The sequence below is a fragment of the Streptomyces telluris genome (assembly GCF_024519335.1).
GTDB lineage: Bacteria > Actinomycetota > Actinomycetes > Streptomycetales > Streptomycetaceae > Streptomyces > Streptomyces telluris.
This window is the reverse complement of the sequence record NZ_JANIID010000032.1, coordinates 91224-108811: the sequence shown is the minus strand read 5'-3', so window position 1 is coordinate 108811 and position 17588 is coordinate 91224. Positions and strand designations below refer to the sequence as shown.

Genomic DNA, 17588 nt, shown 5'->3' with positions numbered 1-17588 from the left:
TGAGCAGGCCGCTAATCGTTCTATGGAGCGCAAGGCCATTGCCGCGAAGCCGGCCGCTCCGGCGAAGCCCGCCGCGAAGCCGGCTGCCAAGCCTGCTGCCCCGGCCAAGCCCGCCGCCCCGGCCGCCCCGGCGAAGAAGGCGTATGCCGACAATCTTGAGGGCTGGATCGGTGAGTCCCTGGAGATTCTGCGGGCGAAGGGCATTCCGGCTTCGTATGACGGCATCAAGCGCAATGTGCTGCGTGAGTCGACCGGTAACCCGCGTGCGATCAACGACTGGGACATCAACGCTGTGAACGGCGTCCCCTCGAAGGGTCTGCTGCAGATGATCGACCCGACGTTCAAGGCGTACCACGTCGAGGGCACGTCCTGGGACATCTACGACCCGGTCGCCAACATCACCGCCGCCTGCAACTACGCCGCCGACAAGTACGGCTCGATGGACAACGTCAACTCCGCCTACTGATCGGCTGACGACCGTCGCATTCAGCACCGTTAACACCGCGAAGGGCGGTGGCACCCCGCACCGGGGCGCCACCGCCCTTCGTCGCTCTGTACCACCGCCGGCGGGCTATGCGCCCCGGGCGCCGGCGTCGGGGCCCGGGGGTGAGCGCCCCGTGGCCCCGGGCCCCGGGCCTCGACATGAGCCGCAGAGATGTCTGAAGATCATCTCGCCGTTCTGTCATGCTTTCCTCAAGGAGCGCCGTGTCCACAGCATGCCGTCCCGTGCTCTGCCTGCCTGATCACACCGTGACCCTCGACGAAGCCGTCTCCCACATGGGGGACCTGCACGCAAGCCATCCGAGGATCGGCACGGCCCTGCGCCTGATGCGCAACACCTCGGTGGGCACCAGATCGCTCGTCGACCCCTTCGCCGAGGTCACGCGGTTCCGGACCTTCGGCGAGCGCATGCGCCGCTACGCCGAAGCCGGTACCGCATTAGGCGCCCGCGCCGCGGAGGACGCCCTGGCGGCCGCCGACACCACCGTGGGGGAGGTGGACCACCTCGTGCTGGTCTCGTGCACCGGGTACCTCCTGCCGGGGCTCGACGCGCACATCGCGGGCCGCCTGGGCCTGCGCCGGGACGTCCGCAGGCTGTCATTCGGCCAGGTGGGCTGCGCCGGCGGGGCCTACGCGCTGGCCCGTGCCCGCGAGCTGTCCGCCGTCCGCCCCGGGTCCGTCACCCTGATCGTCGCGGTCGAACTGTGCTCACTGTCGTACCAGCCCGGCGACGACAGGATCGCCTCGTTCGTCTCGACCGCACTCTTCGGCGACGCGGCCGCCGCCTGCGTCGTCCGGGACGACCGGCCCGGTCTGCGCCTCGACGCCGCGTACGAGGATCTCGCACCGGACACCCTCGGGCACATCTCCTACGACGTCGACGAGCTCGGCTTCCACTTCGACACCAACCCCCGGATATCCCGCGTGGTCGCGGACGCGATGCCCGGACTCAGACGCTGGCTCGAGGAGGAGACGCCCGTGCTCGCGCCGCAGCCGGACTTCCTCATCAGCCACACGGGCGGGCCGCGCATCATGTACGAGGTCAGCAAGGGGCTGGGCATACCGCCGGCCATGTTCAGGCTCAGCGAGAACTCCCTGGCCCTGCGCGGCAACACCGCGAGCGCCGTCGTCTTCGACGTCCTGGAGCAGACCTTCGACGCCCCGCCGCGCAACGGGGGAGCGGGGCTGGTCATCGCCTTCGGCCCCGGGGTCACCACGGTGGCCGTCACCGGCACCTGGGTCGCGTCCTAGGGGTTTCGGACAGCCGACTGCTGTAAGGTCCCAGATTTCGCTGCGCAATCTCACACTTCGCTTCATATCGGCTGCACTTATGAAGCGGCCGTTAGACAAGCAGGTCGGCGTGTTCAGGGGCTGGGTTACAGCGGAGGACCCCGGTGATCGCATCGTCGGGGTCCACCGCTGTGTTGCGCTGTCCGGTCAGTGGCGGGGGCGCCGGCGGGTGGACATGCACGTACTGGTCCTCGCCGGCGCCGAGCATGAAGGGGCAGGGTGACGCAGTCGGGGGAGAAGGCTTCGCCGAGGGGCGTTGGGGCCGGAATCAGAAGGCCGGCGCCCTCAGCGTGCAGGGAGCTGCCGGGGCTGAGGGATCCAGGGCCCGTTTGACCAGACCGATCGCGCGCGGACTGTACGACATGCTCAGATGGGCGGAGAGGTCGACCGGGCAGCCCTCCTGCAAGGTGATGTTCTGCACCGTTGCTCCGGGGCCCGCCGTCATGAACGTGCTCCGCCAGGGGGTGGTGATCTCGTCGTACTTTGTGGCGATCACGGTGTAGTCGACCCCGGGGACGGTGTCGCCGTCGGCGTTGAGCTCCTTGATGAAGTCGGACTTCTCGTACTGCTGGACGCCCGCCTTTCCCACGGATATCTGCCCGGGTTCCAGAATCCGGAGCTTGTCGGCGAGAGTCGAGATGCCACTCATGGTGGTGCCGTGGTTGGTCGCGCCGAGCTGGATGACCTTCTTGACCTTGTTCTTCGAGGGGTCGGCCGGGTTCGCGCCGCCGTCGGCCTTGAGATACCAGCGGGCCAGGGTTCCGCCCTGGGAATGGCCGACCAGGTCGACCTGCGCGGAGCCGCTGGCAGCGAGCACCTTGTCCACGAAGGCGGCCAGCTCCTTGGAGGACTCCTTGATGTCTCCGTAGCCCTTGACGGTGGGAGCGAGAGCCACTGCGGCGTCGTCGGTGTCGCCGTAGTCGAGGGCGTAGACGCAGTAGCCCTGGGCCTTCAACTCGGGGGACGTCCGGGCCCAGTTGTTGTATCGGTTCTCATAGGTGCCGTGGACCAGGACGACCGGACGCGGGTGGGCGGCGCCGGGACGGCAGTTCCAGTCGTTGGCACCCGGCGGATCGATGTCGAGGTGGAGGATGGAATGGACCATGGCGGGAAGGAAATTGCCCTGCTCGGGGCCGGTCTCCGCTGCCGCGGAGGTGGAGGTGGCCAAGACCGTCGCCGCGGCGGCGGTACAGACGGCGCTGACGTATCTGGGTATGTGCAAGACGGCTCGCCTCACGAGTCCCCCTTAGAGAAGCATCTCCGTCGATTCGATAGCGGCAGTATCTAATACGGGTGATCGGTTAGACACTGGTATGAGCGAGCTGACCGAATCGGACTCTTCGCGCAACAGCAGGTTCGGGTCGTGATCCCCGTATCCCGTCTCCGGCCGCGCGGTCCCGGCCCGAGTCGGTCACCTGCTGCCGGGGCCGACCGGTCAGCCCGTGGGGCTGCCGCCGGACGTCGGCCGGACCCCCTGGGGGACGGGCAGGTTGAACACATGGTCCGGGGTGACGATCTTGGTGATCGCCTGGCCGAAGAGGGTGCTGGGCTCCGTCCGGCCGTGCAGGATGTCCGTATTGAGGAGGACGACCAGAGTTGCCCTCTCCTCGGGCAGGTAGATCGTCAGCGACTCGTATCCGGGAAGCGAGCCGTTGTGACCGATCCAGCCCTGGACGTTGAAGATTCCCAGTCCGTACCCGACGCCGGAAATGGGCGTCGGAAGGGTCTTCAAGCGCTCCGCCTGCGTCTTGGGACGCAGCAGGGAGCCGGTGGCGACGACACGCGCCCAGGTCCGCAGGTCCCTCAGGTTGGAGCTCATCGCCCCGGCGGCCCAGGCCCAGGACGGATTCCAGTCCGTGGCGTCCTCGACCGCGCCCGAGGCCGTCTGGTCGGTGTATCCGCGGGCGTGGGGCCTGGGGAACTCGGCGCCCTTCGGGAACAGGGTGTTGCGCAGGCCGGCGGGCTTCAGGACCCTCTCATGGATGAATTTGTCGAGCGGACGGCCGCCGGCCTTCTCCACGACGAGACCCAGCAGGATCAGATTGGTGTTGGAGTACTCGAACTTCTCACCGGGCTGGAACCGGACCGGATGCTTGAAGGAGTAGCCGAGCAACTCCTGAGGAGAGAAGGGCCGGTACGGGTCGGAGGTGAGGGCCTCGAAGAAGCCCGGGTCCTCCGAGTAGTTGAACAGGCCGCTGCGCATGTCGGCGAGGTCGCGCAGGGTGATGCGGTGGCCGTTGGGGACGCCCTTGATGTACCGGCCGATCGGGTCATCCAGCTTCACCTTGCCGTCGTCGACCAGTTCGAGCAGGGCGGTCACGGTGAAGGTCTTGGTCTCGCTGCCGATCCGCATGTGGAGGCCGGGGCTCATGGGGGTTCCGTTCGCCTTGTCGGCGATGCCGAAGGCCCGTACGTAATTCCCCTTGCCGGGAGCCGAAAGGCCCACGATGGCCCCGGGCACGGAGGTCTCGTGCATCACCTGCCGGATCGCCGTGTCCAGACGTGCGGCGACGGCGGGGCTGAGCTTCGGGAACCGGTTGTGGGTGTCCGATGGTGAAGCGAGGGAAGCGAGGGAAGCGGAGGAGGCGGCGGAGACAGGCGGCAAGGCGGAATCCGCGGCGATCGCGTCGGGCGCGGTCGCCGGAAGGCCGAGTACCGCCAGCAGCCCGGCGGCGGTCAGACCCGCGCACGTTCTGCGCCACCGCGTGTGCAGGCACCTCATGTCAGGCCTCCTGGCGGACGAGGACAAGTCCTTGGTCAGCCTAGGCTCGCTCGCCTGGTCTCGCACCGCGACGCGTGACCGCGACGGAGGTGCCCCTCGCCGCCTCCGTATGCGAAGGGGTGCTCGGCATCCATCCGCTCACCCAGCCCTCTAGCACTCCGTCAGCGCCGCCAGCACGGCGCGCGCCGCGGCCTCGCCCTCCTCGTACGCGTGGGCCCGCGCCTCGTGAAGGGCGTCGCCGAGCTGGCGCACGGCCTCGCGGGTGCGGCCCTTCGCCGCGAGGGCCTCCCCGTACAGCGTGCGCAGCAGTACGCGCCGCGGGGCCGCGAGGGGCGGTGCGGCGAGGGCCAGGCCCCGGGCGGCGTGGTCGACGGCCGCGTCGGGGATGCCGAGGGCGAGGAGGTGCTGGGTGAGGTGCTGATGGGCGAGGGCGGCCGTGTCCGTGCGACCGGCCTGTTCGGCCAGGGCGAGTGCTTGGACGAGAAGGCCCCGGGGCCGTTCCCTGTCGCCGTGGCGCATGAGTGCGACGGCGAGATTGATCCGGGCGATCGCCTCTCCGGCCGTGTCCCCGGCGAGAGAGGCGAGTTCGGGGGCGCGCTCCAGCTGTACGAGGGCTTCTTCGGGTCTGTTCTCTTCGGCCAGCACCCAGCCCAGCAGTGCCCGGGTCCGCGACTGGGCGCCGGGGTCGTCGTCGAGTTCGGCGGAGGCCAGACCCTGTTCGAGCAGCGGTACCCAGCCGTCGCGGACCTGCCACAGGATCAGGGGCCACTGCAGGAGGACCAGACGCCAGGCGCGGTCGTGCATCCGCGCCGAGACGGCGGCCTCGACGGCGCCGCGCATCGTCTCGCGCTCGGCGGAGTACCAGGCGAGCGCGTCCTCGCGGTCGGCGAACGTACGGATCGCGACCGGTCGCCGGGCTCCGGCGGGCAGGGCGCAGCACGGTTCGTTGCCGGGTTCCGCGGCGGCGCACGCCGCGTGGAGCGTGTGCAGCCAGTGGTCGAGCAGCCGCAGCAGCGCCTCGGGGTCGTGGCCCGGGGACAGGCTGCGGGCGTAGAGCCGCACCAGGTCGTGCAGCACGTAGGAGCGCGGGCTCGCCTCGATGACCAGTTGGGCGGCGGCCAGCTGGTCCAGGGCGGCGGCCGCCCGGCTGGGCAGGCAGCCGGCCAGTGCGGCGGCCGTGCAGACGTCGAGGGTGGCTCCGGTGTGCGGCCCGAGGCCGTGGAACATCTGCCGGGCCGCTTCGGGCAGGTGCTGCACACTCAGTCCCAGGGCGGCGGCGACGCCGGTGTCCCCGGCGTTCAGGAGGTCCAGTCTGTTCTGCTCGTCGGCGAGTTCGTCGGCGAAGGCGGCCAGGCCGCGGTGGGGGCGGGTGGCGAGACGGGCGGCCGCGACGCGTAAGGCCAGGGGCAGACCGTCGCACAGATCGGCGAGCCGTACAGCCGCCTCCGGCTCGGCCGCGACCGGGTCCGGGCTCAGGACGGCGGCGAGCAGCTCGGCGGACTGCGCGGCGGGGAGTGCGCCGATCGCAACGGGACGAGCGGCGTCCGATGCCACGAGGCCGTCGAGCCGGTCGCGGCTGGTGACGAGGGTGACGCAGTTCTCCCCGCCCGGCAGCAGGGGGCGGGCCTGCTGGGAGTCGCGGGCGTTGTCCAGCACGATCAGCAGTCTGCGTCCGGACGTCAGCTCGCGGTAGCAGGCGCCCAGTGCCTCGGGCGATCCCGGCATCCGATCGGTTCGGACACCGAGGGCGAGCAGGAACTCCCGGAGCACAGCCGTGGTGTCGGGGGCCGGCGTGGGGCTGTATCCGTGGAGGTCGACGAACAGTCGGCCGTCGGGGAACTCGGTGCGCTGCAGGTGCGCCCAGTGCACGGCGAGCGCCGTCTTGCCGACTCCGGCGCTGCCCGTGATCACGACGATGGCGTCGGGGGCGCCGTGCACGGCCCGGTCGAGGGCCTTCAGTTCGTCGTCGCGCCCTGTAAAGCCCCGGGGCTTGCCGGGGCAGGAGCTGCGGCTCGACTGCGCCTGGGTGAGGGATGGCGGTCGGAGGGTTGGTGGTCGGAGGGTTGGTGGTCTGAGAGGTGGCGGTCTGAGGGATGGTGAGGTGTGGAGCGGACGGGTGGGGCGTGGAGGGCGCGATCCCGTCCTTCGGTCCCTCGCATCTGGCAGGTGTGATCGGGGCCGTTGCCGAGCCGGCGGCCACCGGAACCGGTGCAGGTCGGCGAGCGCCGGACCTCAGGATGGTGGCGTACGCATCGGCGAGCACCGCTCCGGGATCGACGCCGAGCTGATCGGCGAGCAGCTGTCGGGTGCGGTGAAACCAGCCCAGTGCGTCCGACTGCAGGCCGGCCTTGCCCAGAGCCAGTATCAGTGCCGCTATGAGCGGCTCCCTCAGTGGGTTCGTGGCGGCTTCGGCACGCAGGACGGCCGCCGCCGTTCCGTGCTCACCGAGGCGTCCGTGGGCGGAGGCCAGTTCCTCCACGGCGGCCAGGCGCAGTTCGTCCAGCGCGTGCGCGGCCGCTTCCAGCAGCGGACTGCGTACGGTCCCGGTGAGCGCGGGCCCCTCCCACAGCGCGAGTGCCTCACGGAGCAGGGACACGGCCGCGGCCGGTTCGCGCTGTTCGCGGGAGAGCCGGAGCAGTTCCTCGAAACGGTGCGCGTCCACCAGCGTCTCGGGGAGCCGCAGCGCATACGCCTGCCCTTGCGTGACGAGTTCGACGCCGTGGTCCGGTGCCCCGTGATCGGCGAGCAGCGCTCGCAGCCGGGACACGTGGCCCTGTAACACCGTGCGGGAGTGGCGGGGCGGATCGTCGTTCCACAACGCCTCGGTCAGCCGCTCGATGGTGGCGGCCGCATTGGGGCGCAGCAACAGCACGGCCAGCATGCTGCGGCGCTTGGCGGGGCCGAGCTGGAGGTGCCTCCCGTGCTCGGTCACCACGGCGACCGTCCCCAGCACGCGGAAGTCCATGCGGGCGCTCCCCCCTGCACTCGGCTTTTCGCTCTGGCTCTTCAACTCCGGCTCTTCGCTCCGGAGTACGTCCCTCCGGTCGAGCATATGTCGATCTATTTCGGATCATGAGTACGCTCCCGGCCATTCGGCTCCCGGCGGTCGGAGCGCCGTTAGCCGTGCGTTAGGGCGCCGTTTGCGGTCGCTGCGAGTCTCTTCCGTGCCAAGCGGTGTGCGCGGCAGTGTCCGTCCCCACTTCGCAGGACGGGCAAAGCGGCAGGCCAATGTCCGGCAGACGCACGCCCTGACATCGAGTCGGAATCAGGAGTCCCCATGACCATCTCGCTCCTCCGCAGATCGGCCCTCGCGGCCACGACCCTCGTCCTGGCCGGTGCCGCTTTCAGCGGCGTGGCCTCGGCCGCCCCCGCACATGCCGCGATGCCCAAGGCGGCGGCGAGCGCCTGTCACGTGTCGGGCCTCGGCGGCGACTACATTTGCGAGTACGGCGAGGCCTGGCTGACCTATCCGGCAGGCAATCGGCAGGTGTTCGTCATCGGCACCGACTTCGCGGTCTGGACCCGCTGGCAGTACGCGGGCGGCAGCTGGAGCGAGTGGACCTCCTTCGGCGGCAAGCTGCGCAGCGCCGTCCGGGTCGACGGGAACAAGACCTGGACTCCGACCATCTCGGCCGTCGGCGACGACGGCAACCGCTGGTACCGCCACCGCCTGAGCAGCGGCAGCTGGACCAACTGGCAGAGCTGACCGCCCGCGCAACCACAGGCGCCGTGCGGCCGAAGCCGCACGGCCCGCCCTGCCTTCCGCGTCCTTGTCGAACCGGCCGAACGTCAGGTTCAGGGCAGGTCGCCGAGATACACAGAGCCGTTCGCGGCCTGTTCGGTGCCGAGTGCGGCGAGGGGCGCCTTCAGCCCGAGCGGAAGCAGGACCAGTTCGCCGAGCGTGGCCAGGGCATGCCAGATGACGGCTGTTTGCGTGCGATCCGGCGCAGTGGCAGTGGCAGTGGCCGTGCACCCTACGGGCACATGCAGCGAGGGATACCGTGCTCGAGGTTGCGTCGACAGCGCCTACGTCGGCGAACGTCACACCTTTCTCCGGTCGGCGCTGGCCTAGAGTGCCACGTATGAAGATCATCGAGCTGGAGCCGGGCGACCCGCGGCTCATATCCGATCTGCTCCCCGTCCTCCAGGAACTGCGTCCCCACCTCACTGAGGAAAGCTTCCGGGAGGTGTACGAGGAGGGGCACGGCCAGGGTCTGCGCTTCTCGGCCGCGTACAGCGACGAGGGCAGGTGCGTCGGCGCGGCCGGCTGGCGCATCGTGGTCAATACGAGCACGCTGCGCTCGCTGTACGTCGACGACCTGGTGACCGCCGCCACCGCACGTTCGACCGGCGTCGGCCGCGAACTCCTCGCTCACCTGCAGGAGCGCGCTCGCGAAGCCGGTTGCCACCACTTCGTGCTGGACTCGGCCACGCACCGCACCGACGCCCACCGCTTCTACCTGCGGGAGCGGATGGCCATCGCCGCCTTCCACTTCATGAAGCCGCTGGACTGACGGAAGCGCGGGCCGTCGGTCGCCTCCCCCGCGTAAAGCAATATGGGGCGAAAGGGACTTTAGCGGACCGGGTGTGAGGGGCGTCGAAGGCGCCAGGCACACTCTTGGTGTTGCAGTGTCGTACACCAAGAGGATGTTCCACCCATGATTACGCTCAAGAAGGAAGACGGCCCGGCCGACCTGGACGGCGTGACGCACCTGTCCATCGGGGTGTCCTGGGACCCCACCGGCGGAAGCAGCGGGGGCGTGATGGGCGTGCTCCGCCGCAAGACCGGCACCGACCTCGACCTGATAGCCATCGCGATGCAGGGCGCGGACCCGGTGCGCCTCGCGGGCCTGGACTCCCTCGATCCGATGGGTAACGGCTCCGTGGTGCACAGCGGCGACAACCAGACCGGGCGCGGTGACGGTGACGACGAGACGGTGACGGTCGAGTTCGCCCGCGTCCCGGAGAACATCACGTCGATCGTTTTCGTCGCCGCCGCGTACAAGAAGGGCAGCTCCTTCCAGAAGGCGCGCAACATCAGCTTCAAGGTGTACGACGCGAGCGGCGGCAGCTCCCAGCAGGTCGCCGACATCTGGCCGAGCCTGCTCAGCAGCGACAACGGCTGCGCCGTGGCCAAGGCGGTGCGCGTCGGCGGCAGCTGGAAGCTTGAGGTGATCAACGTGACGGGGAAGATCAAGCAGGGCGACGAGCACGCCCTGATGCGCTTCGCCATCAGCAAGTAATTTCGCCATCGGCAAGTAACACGGGCGGGCTTCGTGCGGCCCGGGGCCCTTCCGGGCGCCCGGGCCGCAGCTCACGACGCGTGCCCGTGAACCCGACGCTGCCGCCCCCTCGGCGTCGCCGCTCAGAGGGCTGTCCTCAGGTAACCGGGGTGGGAAGGCGCCGACCCCCGTGCGGCACCCTGCCCCCATCGGGCTCCTATGCGCCGGTGCGGGGCGGCATCCAGTGGTGGGCGGTGAAGTCGCCCTTCTCCAGGGTTTCGAAGGGTGCGCTGCTCACGCACTTGCCGACGCTGTTGACCGGGAGGCCGTCCATGGCCCAGCTGTAGCCGAGCCGGTCCTTCTTCCCGCCCTTGCCGCCGTCGAGGACGGTGAAGCCGAATCGCTTGCCCTTCAACTCTGCAGCAGAGGGCATCGGTATGCCCGGCGCGACCTTGACCTGGGCTTCGGTGACGACTCCGGTCGCCACGGCGACCGGTCCGCCCGTCAGCAGGCAATCGATGCGCCCCTTGAACCGCACGTCGAATTCCTTGCCGAACCGGTGGCTGACGTCGAAGGTGCCCCGGGCCTTGTCCGCGAAGCCGTGCGCGTCGATGGCGAAGTGGACGTCGTCACCGGGCTTCCGCTGCAGCTTGGCCGAGCCGACGACGGAGGGCTCGTCCTTGGTCTGCGCTGCGGCCGTCCCGCTGGTCGTCGCGACACCGGCTACGACGGCAGCGCACACTCCCAGGGAGACGGCAACGGTGGCGAGGGAGCGACGGCGTATCCGGGGCATTGATCCTCCTGATGGGTAAGGGCGAGCGGCCGGGTCCGTGGGGCCCGCGTCCGGCGAGGCCTCCCGGCCGCTCACCTCCAGGCTGCCGCCTCTCGCACCTCAAGCGCGTCATCTCCCGGACGGCTTCCCCTCCGCCGCACGGTGGAACAGTGCTCCTCCTTCGCGACGACACCGGTCGCACATCTCACCGGTAGGGAAGCCCGCGTGACGTCGACGGCCCCGGGCCCGCCGACCGGCCCGTTCCGCCGCGGATGAGCGGGCTCGCGCGGTATCGGCCGGTCGGGGCGGCGCCCGGATCCTTCGCCGGCTCATGCCGTCGTTTCAGTTCGGTGACAGGGTGGGGCGGGCTCGGTGAGGGGTCGTACGTTGTATCGATATGAGACCTCGTATCGCCGTTATCGGCAGCGGCCCCGCCGGCCTGACCTTCGCCCGCGTCCTGCACCGCCATGGTCACCCCGTCACCGTCCTCGAACGCGATCCCGCCCGCGACGCCCGCCCCGCGGGCGGCACGCTGGACCTGCACGAGGGGCTGGGCCAACTGGCACTGGAGAAGGCGGGGGTGATGGCGGAGTTCCAGGCCCTGTCCCGCCCCGAGGGGCAGGCCATGCGCATCCTGGACACGGACGGGACCGTCCTCCGCGACTGGCAACCTCGCCCGGACGACCAGGCCAACCCCGAGATCGACCGCGGGCAACTCCGTGACCTGCTGCTCGGGCCTCTGGACGTTCAGTGGGGGCGGGCCGTGACGGAGGTGGTGCCGAAGAGCCCGGATGGCGTGCTGGTCCGATTCGCGGACGGGCGGCAGGAGACGTTCGACCTCGTGATCGGCGCGGACGGCGCCTGGTCGCGGGTCCGCCCGGCGGTCTCGTCCGCGATGCCGCAGTACACCGGCGTCACCATGGTCGAGACCTCCCTGGACGACGTCGACACCCGTCACCCCGACCTCGCCCGGCTGATCGGCGACGGTTCCTTGGCCGCGTACGGCGTGAACCGCGCGCTCGTCGCCCAGCGCAACAGCGGCGGCCACGTCAAGATATACGCCCAGTTCCGCGTGCCGCTGGACTGGCACACGAACCCGGACCGGCACACGAACCTGGACCGGCACACAAACCTGGACCGGCACACGAACCCGGACCGGTATGCGGGCCCGGACCGGCGCGCGGGCCTGGACCTGGCCGACGCCGAGGCCGTGCGATCGTGCCTGCTGGCCATGTTCGACGGCTGGGCCGCTCCCGTCCTCGACCTCATCCGCCACGGCACGGCTTTCGTCCACCGCCCCCTCTACGTCCTTCCCGTGTCCCACACCTGGGCCCACGTCCCCGGGGTGACGCTACTGGGCGACGCCGCCCACCTGATGCCCCCGTTGGGGGTCGGCGCGAACCTCGCGATGCTGGAAGGCGCCGAACTCGCCGAGTCCATCGCCGCCGTTCCCGGCCCCGGCCCCGGCCCCGGCCCGGGAGATCTGGACGAGGCCGTCCGCGCCTTCGAGGAACAGATGTGGGCACGGGCCGGCAGGTGGGCGCACTTCACGGCGGCTGGTCTGGAACGCCTCGTGAGCCCGGACCCCTCCGAAGCCCTCGCCCTCTTCGACGAGGTCCAGTCTTCCTGACCGCCAAGCGCGAAAGCATGGCTGGGTCCGCCGGCTCCTCGCCCGGAAGAGAACGCCGGTAGCGGCTGCCTACCCTCAGCCCGTCTCGTATGCGGTCCTGGCCTCGACGACCTCGGGCAGGTGCACGCGGGCCCAGTCGCACGCGGCATCCAGCGGACCCAGCAGCGAGCGGCCGAGCGCGGTCAGTTCGTACTCCACGCGCGGCGGGTTCTCGTCGTGGACGGTCCGGGTCAGGAAGCCGTTGCGCTCCATCGAGCGGAGGGTCTCGGTGAGCACCTTGGGGGTGATCCAGTGCAGCGGGACACGCAGCTCGGAGAACCGGCGCGGGCCGCCCTCAAGGCAGCGCAACACCACCCCCGTCCACTTCTCGCCGACACGGAACGGCTGCGCCCGGTCCGAGCAATCGGGATCGTCGAACATCTCTGCGGTCAATGGTGTGCTCACCGGCCCGACGCTAGCCCAGTACCTTTGCAGTAACCAGGCACCCCCGTCCTACCGTCACCGTCATGAGCAACGACATCATCATTTTCGGAGCAGGCGGACGGGTCGGCCGAGCGGCCGTGGCGGAGGCGGTGGCCCGCGGCCACCGGGTGACAGCGGTGGTGCGTGACCCCGCGAAGCACCAGGACCTGGGCGGCGACGGCGTCGCCGTCGTACAGGGCGACGTGACCGACCCGCGGTCGGTGGCGGCCCTGGCCGCAGGCCACGGCGCGGTGCTCAACGCATCGGTGCGCCTCGACATCGGTTCGGAGGAGTACTTCACCGCGGCGGCGAACGCACTGATCGCGGGGTTGGCGGAGGCAGGGGTGCGGAGGCTGCTGACCATGGGCATCGCGACCACACTGGAGACGGCCCCGGGCGTACGGGTCATGGACGGGCCGGAATTCCCCGAAGTATGGCGGGCTTTTGCACAGGGACATGTGGCGGAATACGAACTCCTCTCCACGGCCGGCCCGGACCTGGACTGGCTGATGGTCGTGCCGCCGCTGGACCTGAACGCGGATGCCGAATCCACCGGCGGCTACCGGACGGCGGTCGGAACGGTCCTGGACGGTCCGGGCCGGATCTCGCACGCAGATCTCGCGATCGCCGTGCTGGACGAGATGGAGACGCCGCGCCACAGCCGCGTGCAACTGGCAGTGACGGCGGCTGCCGCGACCACTCGCGGGCTTGCCCGCGCGAAGACGGCGGAGCCGACGGCGTAAGCGAGGCCCCTGCGTACGGGCACCCACCGGCTCCGTGTCCCTGTGTTCGCAACTGTGACCGAATGGTCCGCGCCGTAATGGGCTTGGCTACATCCGGCCCTGTGCGGTGGGCGGTTCCGCCGCGATGGTGGGAGGCCTGTGCTGGTTGGCATCCGGTCCTGCCTCGACGCGTTCCGTGAGAGAGGAAGTCCCGTACATGGCTCCCGTTCCGGTCAAGCCCGGTAAGTACAAGATCCACGCCCACATCATCGGTCCCACCAGCTTGCTGACGGCCACCGAGTACGCCGTCAAGTACGGTGCCCCCGTCATCACCGACCGCTTGAACCCGCTCCCGATCGAGCAGGAGTGGATCATCGACGCCGCCGATCACGAGATCGTGGGGTCGCCGTACGTGATCCACCTCGCGTACCACCCCGCCGCGGGCCTCGTCGTTCCCGAGGACAAGCTCTACGTCAACAGCGTTCCGCGGGCCGAGTGGGAGAAGTTCACCTTCGAGCGGGTCATCGGCGGAATCAAGATCCTGTCGGACAAGGGGCTCGCCCTGCGTGCCGGGCACCGTGGTGCTCAGATCCAACTCGTACCGCCCAAGCCCGAGTTCCAGGAGACCTGGACCTTGGAGTACCTGGGGCCGATCCCCGCAGAACAAGGCGAGTAACGCGGGACCATGGGGTGGCCGGCGGTGACACCGCCGGCCACCCCCAGCTGTCCGAAGGAAGCGTCCAGCTTCGCGTGGGCACCCTCTACGGCGTGCTGGACCGGCTGGCGAAGGACGAGCTCATCGAGCTTGACCGGGAGGAAGTACAGCAGGGGGGCCGCCTGCGGCCTTACTACCGCCTCACCAGCGCCGGGGAGCAGGCCCTGACCGCCGAGGCGCAGCGCATGGCCGTCGGTACGCAGGCCGCGGTGCATCGGATCGCCGCGGGCCGCGACGGCTGCGGCCTGGCACGGCCCGCCCGGCGGGAGGCGTCACGTGACCACCCTCCTCGAACAGCGCTACCGCGCCCAGCTGCGCCTGCTGCCGTCCTGCCGACCCACCAGGACTCGTTTTCGCCACTTGCTGCGTACTGACCGGAGCCTCCCTCGTAGCGTTCCCTGGAGCAGCCGATTCCGTCTGGGCCGTGGCCACGGCCTTCGGCGCAGGGACCGCAGCGTGGCTGGCCGCCACCCGCGGGCGAGGAGAGGCGACGGCCGCCGCGGCCCTCGTGTTGCTGGGCGCTGTCGTCCTGACCTTGCGCCTGGGCACACTGCCGCAGGTGAGGGAGGCGGCGCCGGCCGACGTGGCGCACGCCGTGATGACGCAGTCGGTACTCGTCGGACTGCTTGTGACAGCCCTCACGGCCACCGCGGCCCGCGGACTGACCACCACCCGGCAGCACACCACAGACGGCGACTGACGATTCTCTGGCCGAGTGGCCGAGCGGCGTTGCGGCCGAGCCTGCCGCTGCTTGCTCGCGGCCCGGCAGATCGGGAGGCCGTGGCCGGCCGGAGAGGCGCGCGTGGGTCGTTCAGTAGCCGCGCCCCGGCAATTCCACCCAGACGTCCGGCTGTCCGGTGACGGCGCGTGCGTCGGTGGGGCGGAGCCCCACCCATGCACAGGCGTGAGCGATGGGGTGGCCGCGGTAGAGGTAGGCGAGCAGGACCTCTTCGGACGTGAGGGTGTCGTAGGGGTCCGGGCCGCCGCCCGGGTGGAGGTCCCCTCCTTCGACGACGCCGTCGCGGACGACGCTGCCCTGGTTGCCGCTCTTGGCGTTGGCGTACAGGCCGTAGAAGGCCGTGCCGGCGGATAGCTGTTTCTGCAGCTCGGTGCTGTCCGGTGTGAAGCCCCAGGGCTGAGTAACGATGCAGCCGCCGGGTACGGTGGTGACGCCGACGATCCGCATGTCGCGATCAATGGTGCATCCAGCCAGGTGGTTCTCTTGCAGCGCGTGCAGTCTGCTGCCCTGCAGGGGAGTGGCGTCCAGGCGGCGTATGGCTTCCTCGGCGTCGATGCCGGCCACACAGGCCAGGCCCAGGCCGATGGGGTGGCGGCAGTCTGCCAGGGCGGCGCGGAGTCGCTCGGCCTCGAGTACGAGCGCGCGTTCAGCAGGGCTCAGCCCGGGCTCACTCTCCGGCACCACGAACAGGCCGGGCGTGGGTCCGGCCAGGCTGAGCCGCCCTGGCGACCATCCCCCGAGCACCGGCTCCCAAGGGTCCTCACCCGCAGCTACGAGCTCTTCGACGAACTCGGGCTGATCATCCATGAGGACCTCCCACAAGGGCGGCATGCCGTCCTCCGGCTCGTACTCCTCCACCAGGAATACGGGCATTGCCGCGTCGCCGAGCGGCGGTGAGGCGGACACCGTCGTCGCGGGCCGGGGCCCGCTGTCGCCGACGGCTTCCCTCTCCTTGTCCCGGCACGGGCAGGTCTCCTCGTATCGCCGTTCCTGCCCCTGCCCCTGCCCCTGCCCCTGCCCCTCGGTCTCCTCATTGTGCACCTGAACTGCCATGGTGTTTCCCTCCCATGCGATCGAACGGCATGTGCCGCGCAGGACGACCTTCGCAGGGGGCACTGACACTTCCGGCCTCCAGCCTTGTCAGTGGGCCGTGCGAAGGTGCCGTCATGCTTGAGATCGCAGTGGATACGGAAACCGGGCAGCGGCACCTCAGGGCGACCGACCGGGAACTCGACGGGCTCGTACGCCGCATCGGCGGGGACGGCGACAGGTTCCTCGTCGTCCAGCGGGTTCCCGACCTGCCCGACGTGTTCATCCAGGTGTGGCACGAGGCTGGTGACATCTACACCCTGGAACACCGTGACGGCGCACCCGACCGGCACTTCCGGGCGACGCTCGACGCTCCGGAGCCCGTGATCGCTGCCATGACCGGCTGGGCTCGCCGAGAGGACGGCTGGGGCGCCGGCCTGGAGTGGGTTTCCCTGGCCTTCGACGCACAGCCGCCCGTTCCCCCGCTGGAACTCGGCGACGAGGACCGCGCCCTGCTGGAGGGGCGGCTCCGCGAAATCCTGATCGGCGGCTACACCACCCGGGCCGAGCTGACCGAGACCGCCGAGGACTACCTGATCGACGGAGACGACCGGCCCGTCTCACCCGCGCAGGCCCGGCAGCTCGCCGACCGCATGTGGGTCGAGCGAGTGGAAGAGCAGTCCTCCTGGCAGGGCGAAACTGACCCGGAGCGTCTCCAGCGGGCCTTCACGGCGCTGTCGGCCGCGGGCATCACGGCCCGCGAGCACTTCACCTGCTGCCGCACCTGCGGGAACACGGAGATCGGCGCGGAGGGCCCGCCGGACGCCCGTGGCTTCGTCTACTTTCACACCCAGTGCACGGATGCGGCGGCCGCCGGCTACGGACTGACGCTTCTGTACGGCGGATTCGACGACTCCGCGGAGACCACGGCGGCGATCGGCCGCGAGGTCTCCGCTGCGCTGACGGCTGCCGGACTCCCGGTGGCGTGGGACGGTGACCCGGGCCAGGCCATCACCGTCACGCCCTTGGACTGGCGCAAGCGCCTCGTGGGGTAGGGGGGTGCCGGGGGCGATCGAGGCCCACTTCGTCGGGCGCGCGCGAGCAGCGCGCGGCCGCGGGTCGGCCGCCGGCGGGCTGTCCATCAAGTGTTGAACCGATCCACCTACGGTCCGGGCATCACCACCCGCACGCGTAGATGGACGGAGAATCCGTTGCGCAGACATGTCGTCACGCCGGCGCTCGCCACCGCCGGCCTGGCCGCTGCTCTCCCCATGGCCCAGGTGTCCGCCGCCACCCCGGCCGGCAGCCCCGCCGCTTCCGCGCCGGGCACGGCGGACGGCGGCGTCCACGCCCGGGCCGCGGCCACCGATGTCCAGCAGCGCGCCTTCTGGACCGAGCACGAGAAGAACGGCTCCTTACGCCGGTTCGCGGGGAAGCTGACGGGCTGGAAGCCGGAGGCCGAGCCGTCAACTTCTCCGGCAGCGTCCACTGGGCGACACGGCCTCCGCGGTCTGGCGCGAGGCGGCTCTCGCCGTCTTCCGCTTCGTACAGGGTACGGACGGCGGCCGGCCGGGCCACGTCAAGGTCACGACCTTGACGAACGCGAACAACAACCTGGCCGACCTCTACGCCCCTCCAACGGCACCGCCTGGTCCCACCAGGTGAACGGCATCGGCGGCTCCGATAACCACCTCTGGCGCTTCCGCGCCCACCACCGGCCGCCCCGGCTGATACACGATCCGCAGCAAGCAGGGCGACCAGTGCCTGGGCGCCCCCGCCGGTGA

Annotated in this window: 18 protein-coding genes and 1 pseudogene; 11 read left to right on the top strand and 8 right to left on the bottom strand. The window is 70.3% G+C overall.

Features of this window, described 5'->3' with window-relative positions; all coding sequences use genetic code 11:
- Both NQU55_RS28520 and NQU55_RS28515 read left to right on the top strand, forming a co-directional pair.
- Nucleotides 1–466: transglycosylase SLT domain-containing protein (locus NQU55_RS28520; protein ID WP_256791448.1), on the top strand; the 466-nt coding region annotated here is incomplete at its 5' end.
- A gap of 284 nt (nucleotides 467–750) precedes the next feature.
- Nucleotides 751–1752, top strand: a complete 1002-nt coding sequence (locus NQU55_RS28515; RefSeq protein WP_168095379.1) for a type III polyketide synthase — start codon at nucleotides 751–753, stop codon at nucleotides 1750–1752.
- Between the two features lie 307 nt (nucleotides 1753–2059).
- Here the strand turns inward: NQU55_RS28515 and NQU55_RS28510 are convergent, their stop codons facing one another.
- From NQU55_RS28510 to NQU55_RS36945, 4 genes and pseudogenes are all read right to left on the bottom strand, one after another.
- Nucleotides 2060–3013 carry an esterase/lipase family protein gene (locus NQU55_RS28510; protein ID WP_206329892.1) on the bottom strand — a complete coding sequence of 318 codons (954 nt, stop codon included), beginning with the start codon at nucleotides 3011–3013 and terminating at the stop codon, nucleotides 2060–2062.
- 213 nt (nucleotides 3014–3226) lie between these two features.
- A complete protein-coding gene (locus NQU55_RS28505; protein ID WP_168095381.1) occupies nucleotides 3227–4513 on the bottom strand; it encodes a serine hydrolase domain-containing protein in 1287 nt (428 codons plus the stop codon).
- A 150-nt stretch (nucleotides 4514–4663) separates the two neighbouring features.
- Entirely contained in the window at nucleotides 4664–6451 is a 1788-nt protein-coding gene (locus NQU55_RS36950) for an AAA family ATPase (protein ID WP_308402279.1), read from the bottom strand.
- Nucleotides 6452–6806: 355 nt separating this feature from the next.
- Nucleotides 6807–7394, bottom strand: a pseudogene (locus NQU55_RS36945) (AfsR/SARP family transcriptional regulator); the annotation flags it as partial.
- A gap of 396 nt (nucleotides 7395–7790) precedes the next feature.
- Between NQU55_RS36945 and NQU55_RS28495 the strand changes: the two are divergent.
- The 3 genes from NQU55_RS28495 (at nucleotide 7791) to NQU55_RS28485 (ending at nucleotide 9756) form a co-directional block, all read left to right on the top strand.
- Complete coding sequence (locus tag NQU55_RS28495; protein WP_256791447.1) at nucleotides 7791–8219, top strand: DUF8189 domain-containing protein; 429 nt, start codon at nucleotides 7791–7793, stop codon at nucleotides 8217–8219.
- Nucleotides 8220–8595: 376 nt separating this feature from the next.
- Nucleotides 8596–9027: a GNAT family N-acetyltransferase gene (locus tag NQU55_RS28490; protein WP_256791446.1), complete on the top strand. Its 432-nt coding sequence runs from the start codon at nucleotides 8596–8598 to the stop codon at nucleotides 9025–9027.
- Between the two features lie 144 nt (nucleotides 9028–9171).
- Complete coding sequence (locus NQU55_RS28485; protein ID WP_087924617.1) at nucleotides 9172–9756, top strand: TerD family protein; 585 nt, start codon at nucleotides 9172–9174, stop codon at nucleotides 9754–9756.
- A gap of 196 nt (nucleotides 9757–9952) precedes the next feature.
- On the opposite strand, the gene NQU55_RS28480 is transcribed toward NQU55_RS28485, so the two are convergent.
- A complete protein-coding gene (locus NQU55_RS28480; protein ID WP_168096956.1) occupies nucleotides 9953–10528 on the bottom strand; it encodes a hypothetical protein in 576 nt (191 codons plus the stop codon).
- Nucleotides 10529–10904: 376 nt separating this feature from the next.
- Between NQU55_RS28480 and NQU55_RS28475 the strand changes: the two genes are divergently transcribed.
- Nucleotides 10905–12137 (top strand): FAD-dependent oxidoreductase, encoded by a 1233-nt coding sequence (locus tag NQU55_RS28475; RefSeq protein ID WP_256791442.1) that lies wholly within the window; start codon nucleotides 10905–10907, stop codon nucleotides 12135–12137.
- A 75-nt stretch (nucleotides 12138–12212) separates the two neighbouring features.
- Here the strand turns inward: NQU55_RS28475 and NQU55_RS28470 are convergent, their stop codons facing one another.
- The gene (locus NQU55_RS28470; protein ID WP_256791441.1) at nucleotides 12213–12581 is read right to left on the bottom strand and encodes a winged helix-turn-helix transcriptional regulator; all 369 of its coding nucleotides are present in this window, start codon (nucleotides 12579–12581) and stop codon (nucleotides 12213–12215) included.
- 62 nt (nucleotides 12582–12643) lie between these two features.
- Here NQU55_RS28470 and NQU55_RS28465 point away from each other — a divergent pair, with 62 nt between their 5' ends.
- The 4 genes from NQU55_RS28465 (at nucleotide 12644) to NQU55_RS28450 (ending at nucleotide 14736) form a co-directional block, all read left to right on the top strand.
- The gene (locus tag NQU55_RS28465) at nucleotides 12644–13342 is read left to right on the top strand and encodes an NAD(P)-dependent oxidoreductase (protein WP_206330218.1); all 699 of its coding nucleotides are present in this window, start codon (nucleotides 12644–12646) and stop codon (nucleotides 13340–13342) included.
- A 196-nt stretch (nucleotides 13343–13538) separates the two neighbouring features.
- Entirely contained in the window at nucleotides 13539–13997 is a 459-nt protein-coding gene (locus NQU55_RS28460; protein ID WP_256791440.1) for a hypothetical protein, read from the top strand.
- Between the two features lie 14 nt (nucleotides 13998–14011).
- A complete protein-coding gene (locus NQU55_RS28455) occupies nucleotides 14012–14410 on the top strand; it encodes a PadR family transcriptional regulator (RefSeq protein WP_168095357.1) in 399 nt (132 codons plus the stop codon).
- Nucleotides 14411–14460: 50 nt separating this feature from the next.
- Nucleotides 14461–14736, top strand: a complete 276-nt coding sequence (locus tag NQU55_RS28450) for a hypothetical protein (RefSeq protein WP_168095358.1) — start codon at nucleotides 14461–14463, stop codon at nucleotides 14734–14736.
- 111 nt (nucleotides 14737–14847) lie between these two features.
- On the opposite strand, the gene NQU55_RS28445 is transcribed toward NQU55_RS28450, so the two are convergent.
- A complete protein-coding gene (locus tag NQU55_RS28445; RefSeq protein WP_240976824.1) occupies nucleotides 14848–15828 on the bottom strand; it encodes an ankyrin repeat domain-containing protein in 981 nt (326 codons plus the stop codon).
- Between the two features lie 113 nt (nucleotides 15829–15941).
- Here NQU55_RS28445 and NQU55_RS28440 point away from each other — a divergent pair, with 113 nt between their 5' ends.
- Nucleotides 15942–16859 carry a DUF6891 domain-containing protein gene (locus tag NQU55_RS28440; protein WP_256791439.1) on the top strand — a complete coding sequence of 306 codons (918 nt, stop codon included), beginning with the start codon at nucleotides 15942–15944 and terminating at the stop codon, nucleotides 16857–16859.
- 107 nt (nucleotides 16860–16966) lie between these two features.
- On the opposite strand, the gene NQU55_RS28435 is transcribed toward NQU55_RS28440, so the two are convergent.
- Nucleotides 16967–17293, bottom strand: coding sequence for a hypothetical protein (locus NQU55_RS28435; RefSeq protein WP_168095360.1), 327 nt, complete (start codon nucleotides 17291–17293; stop codon nucleotides 16967–16969).
- Nucleotides 17294–17588: the final 295 nt, after the last annotated feature.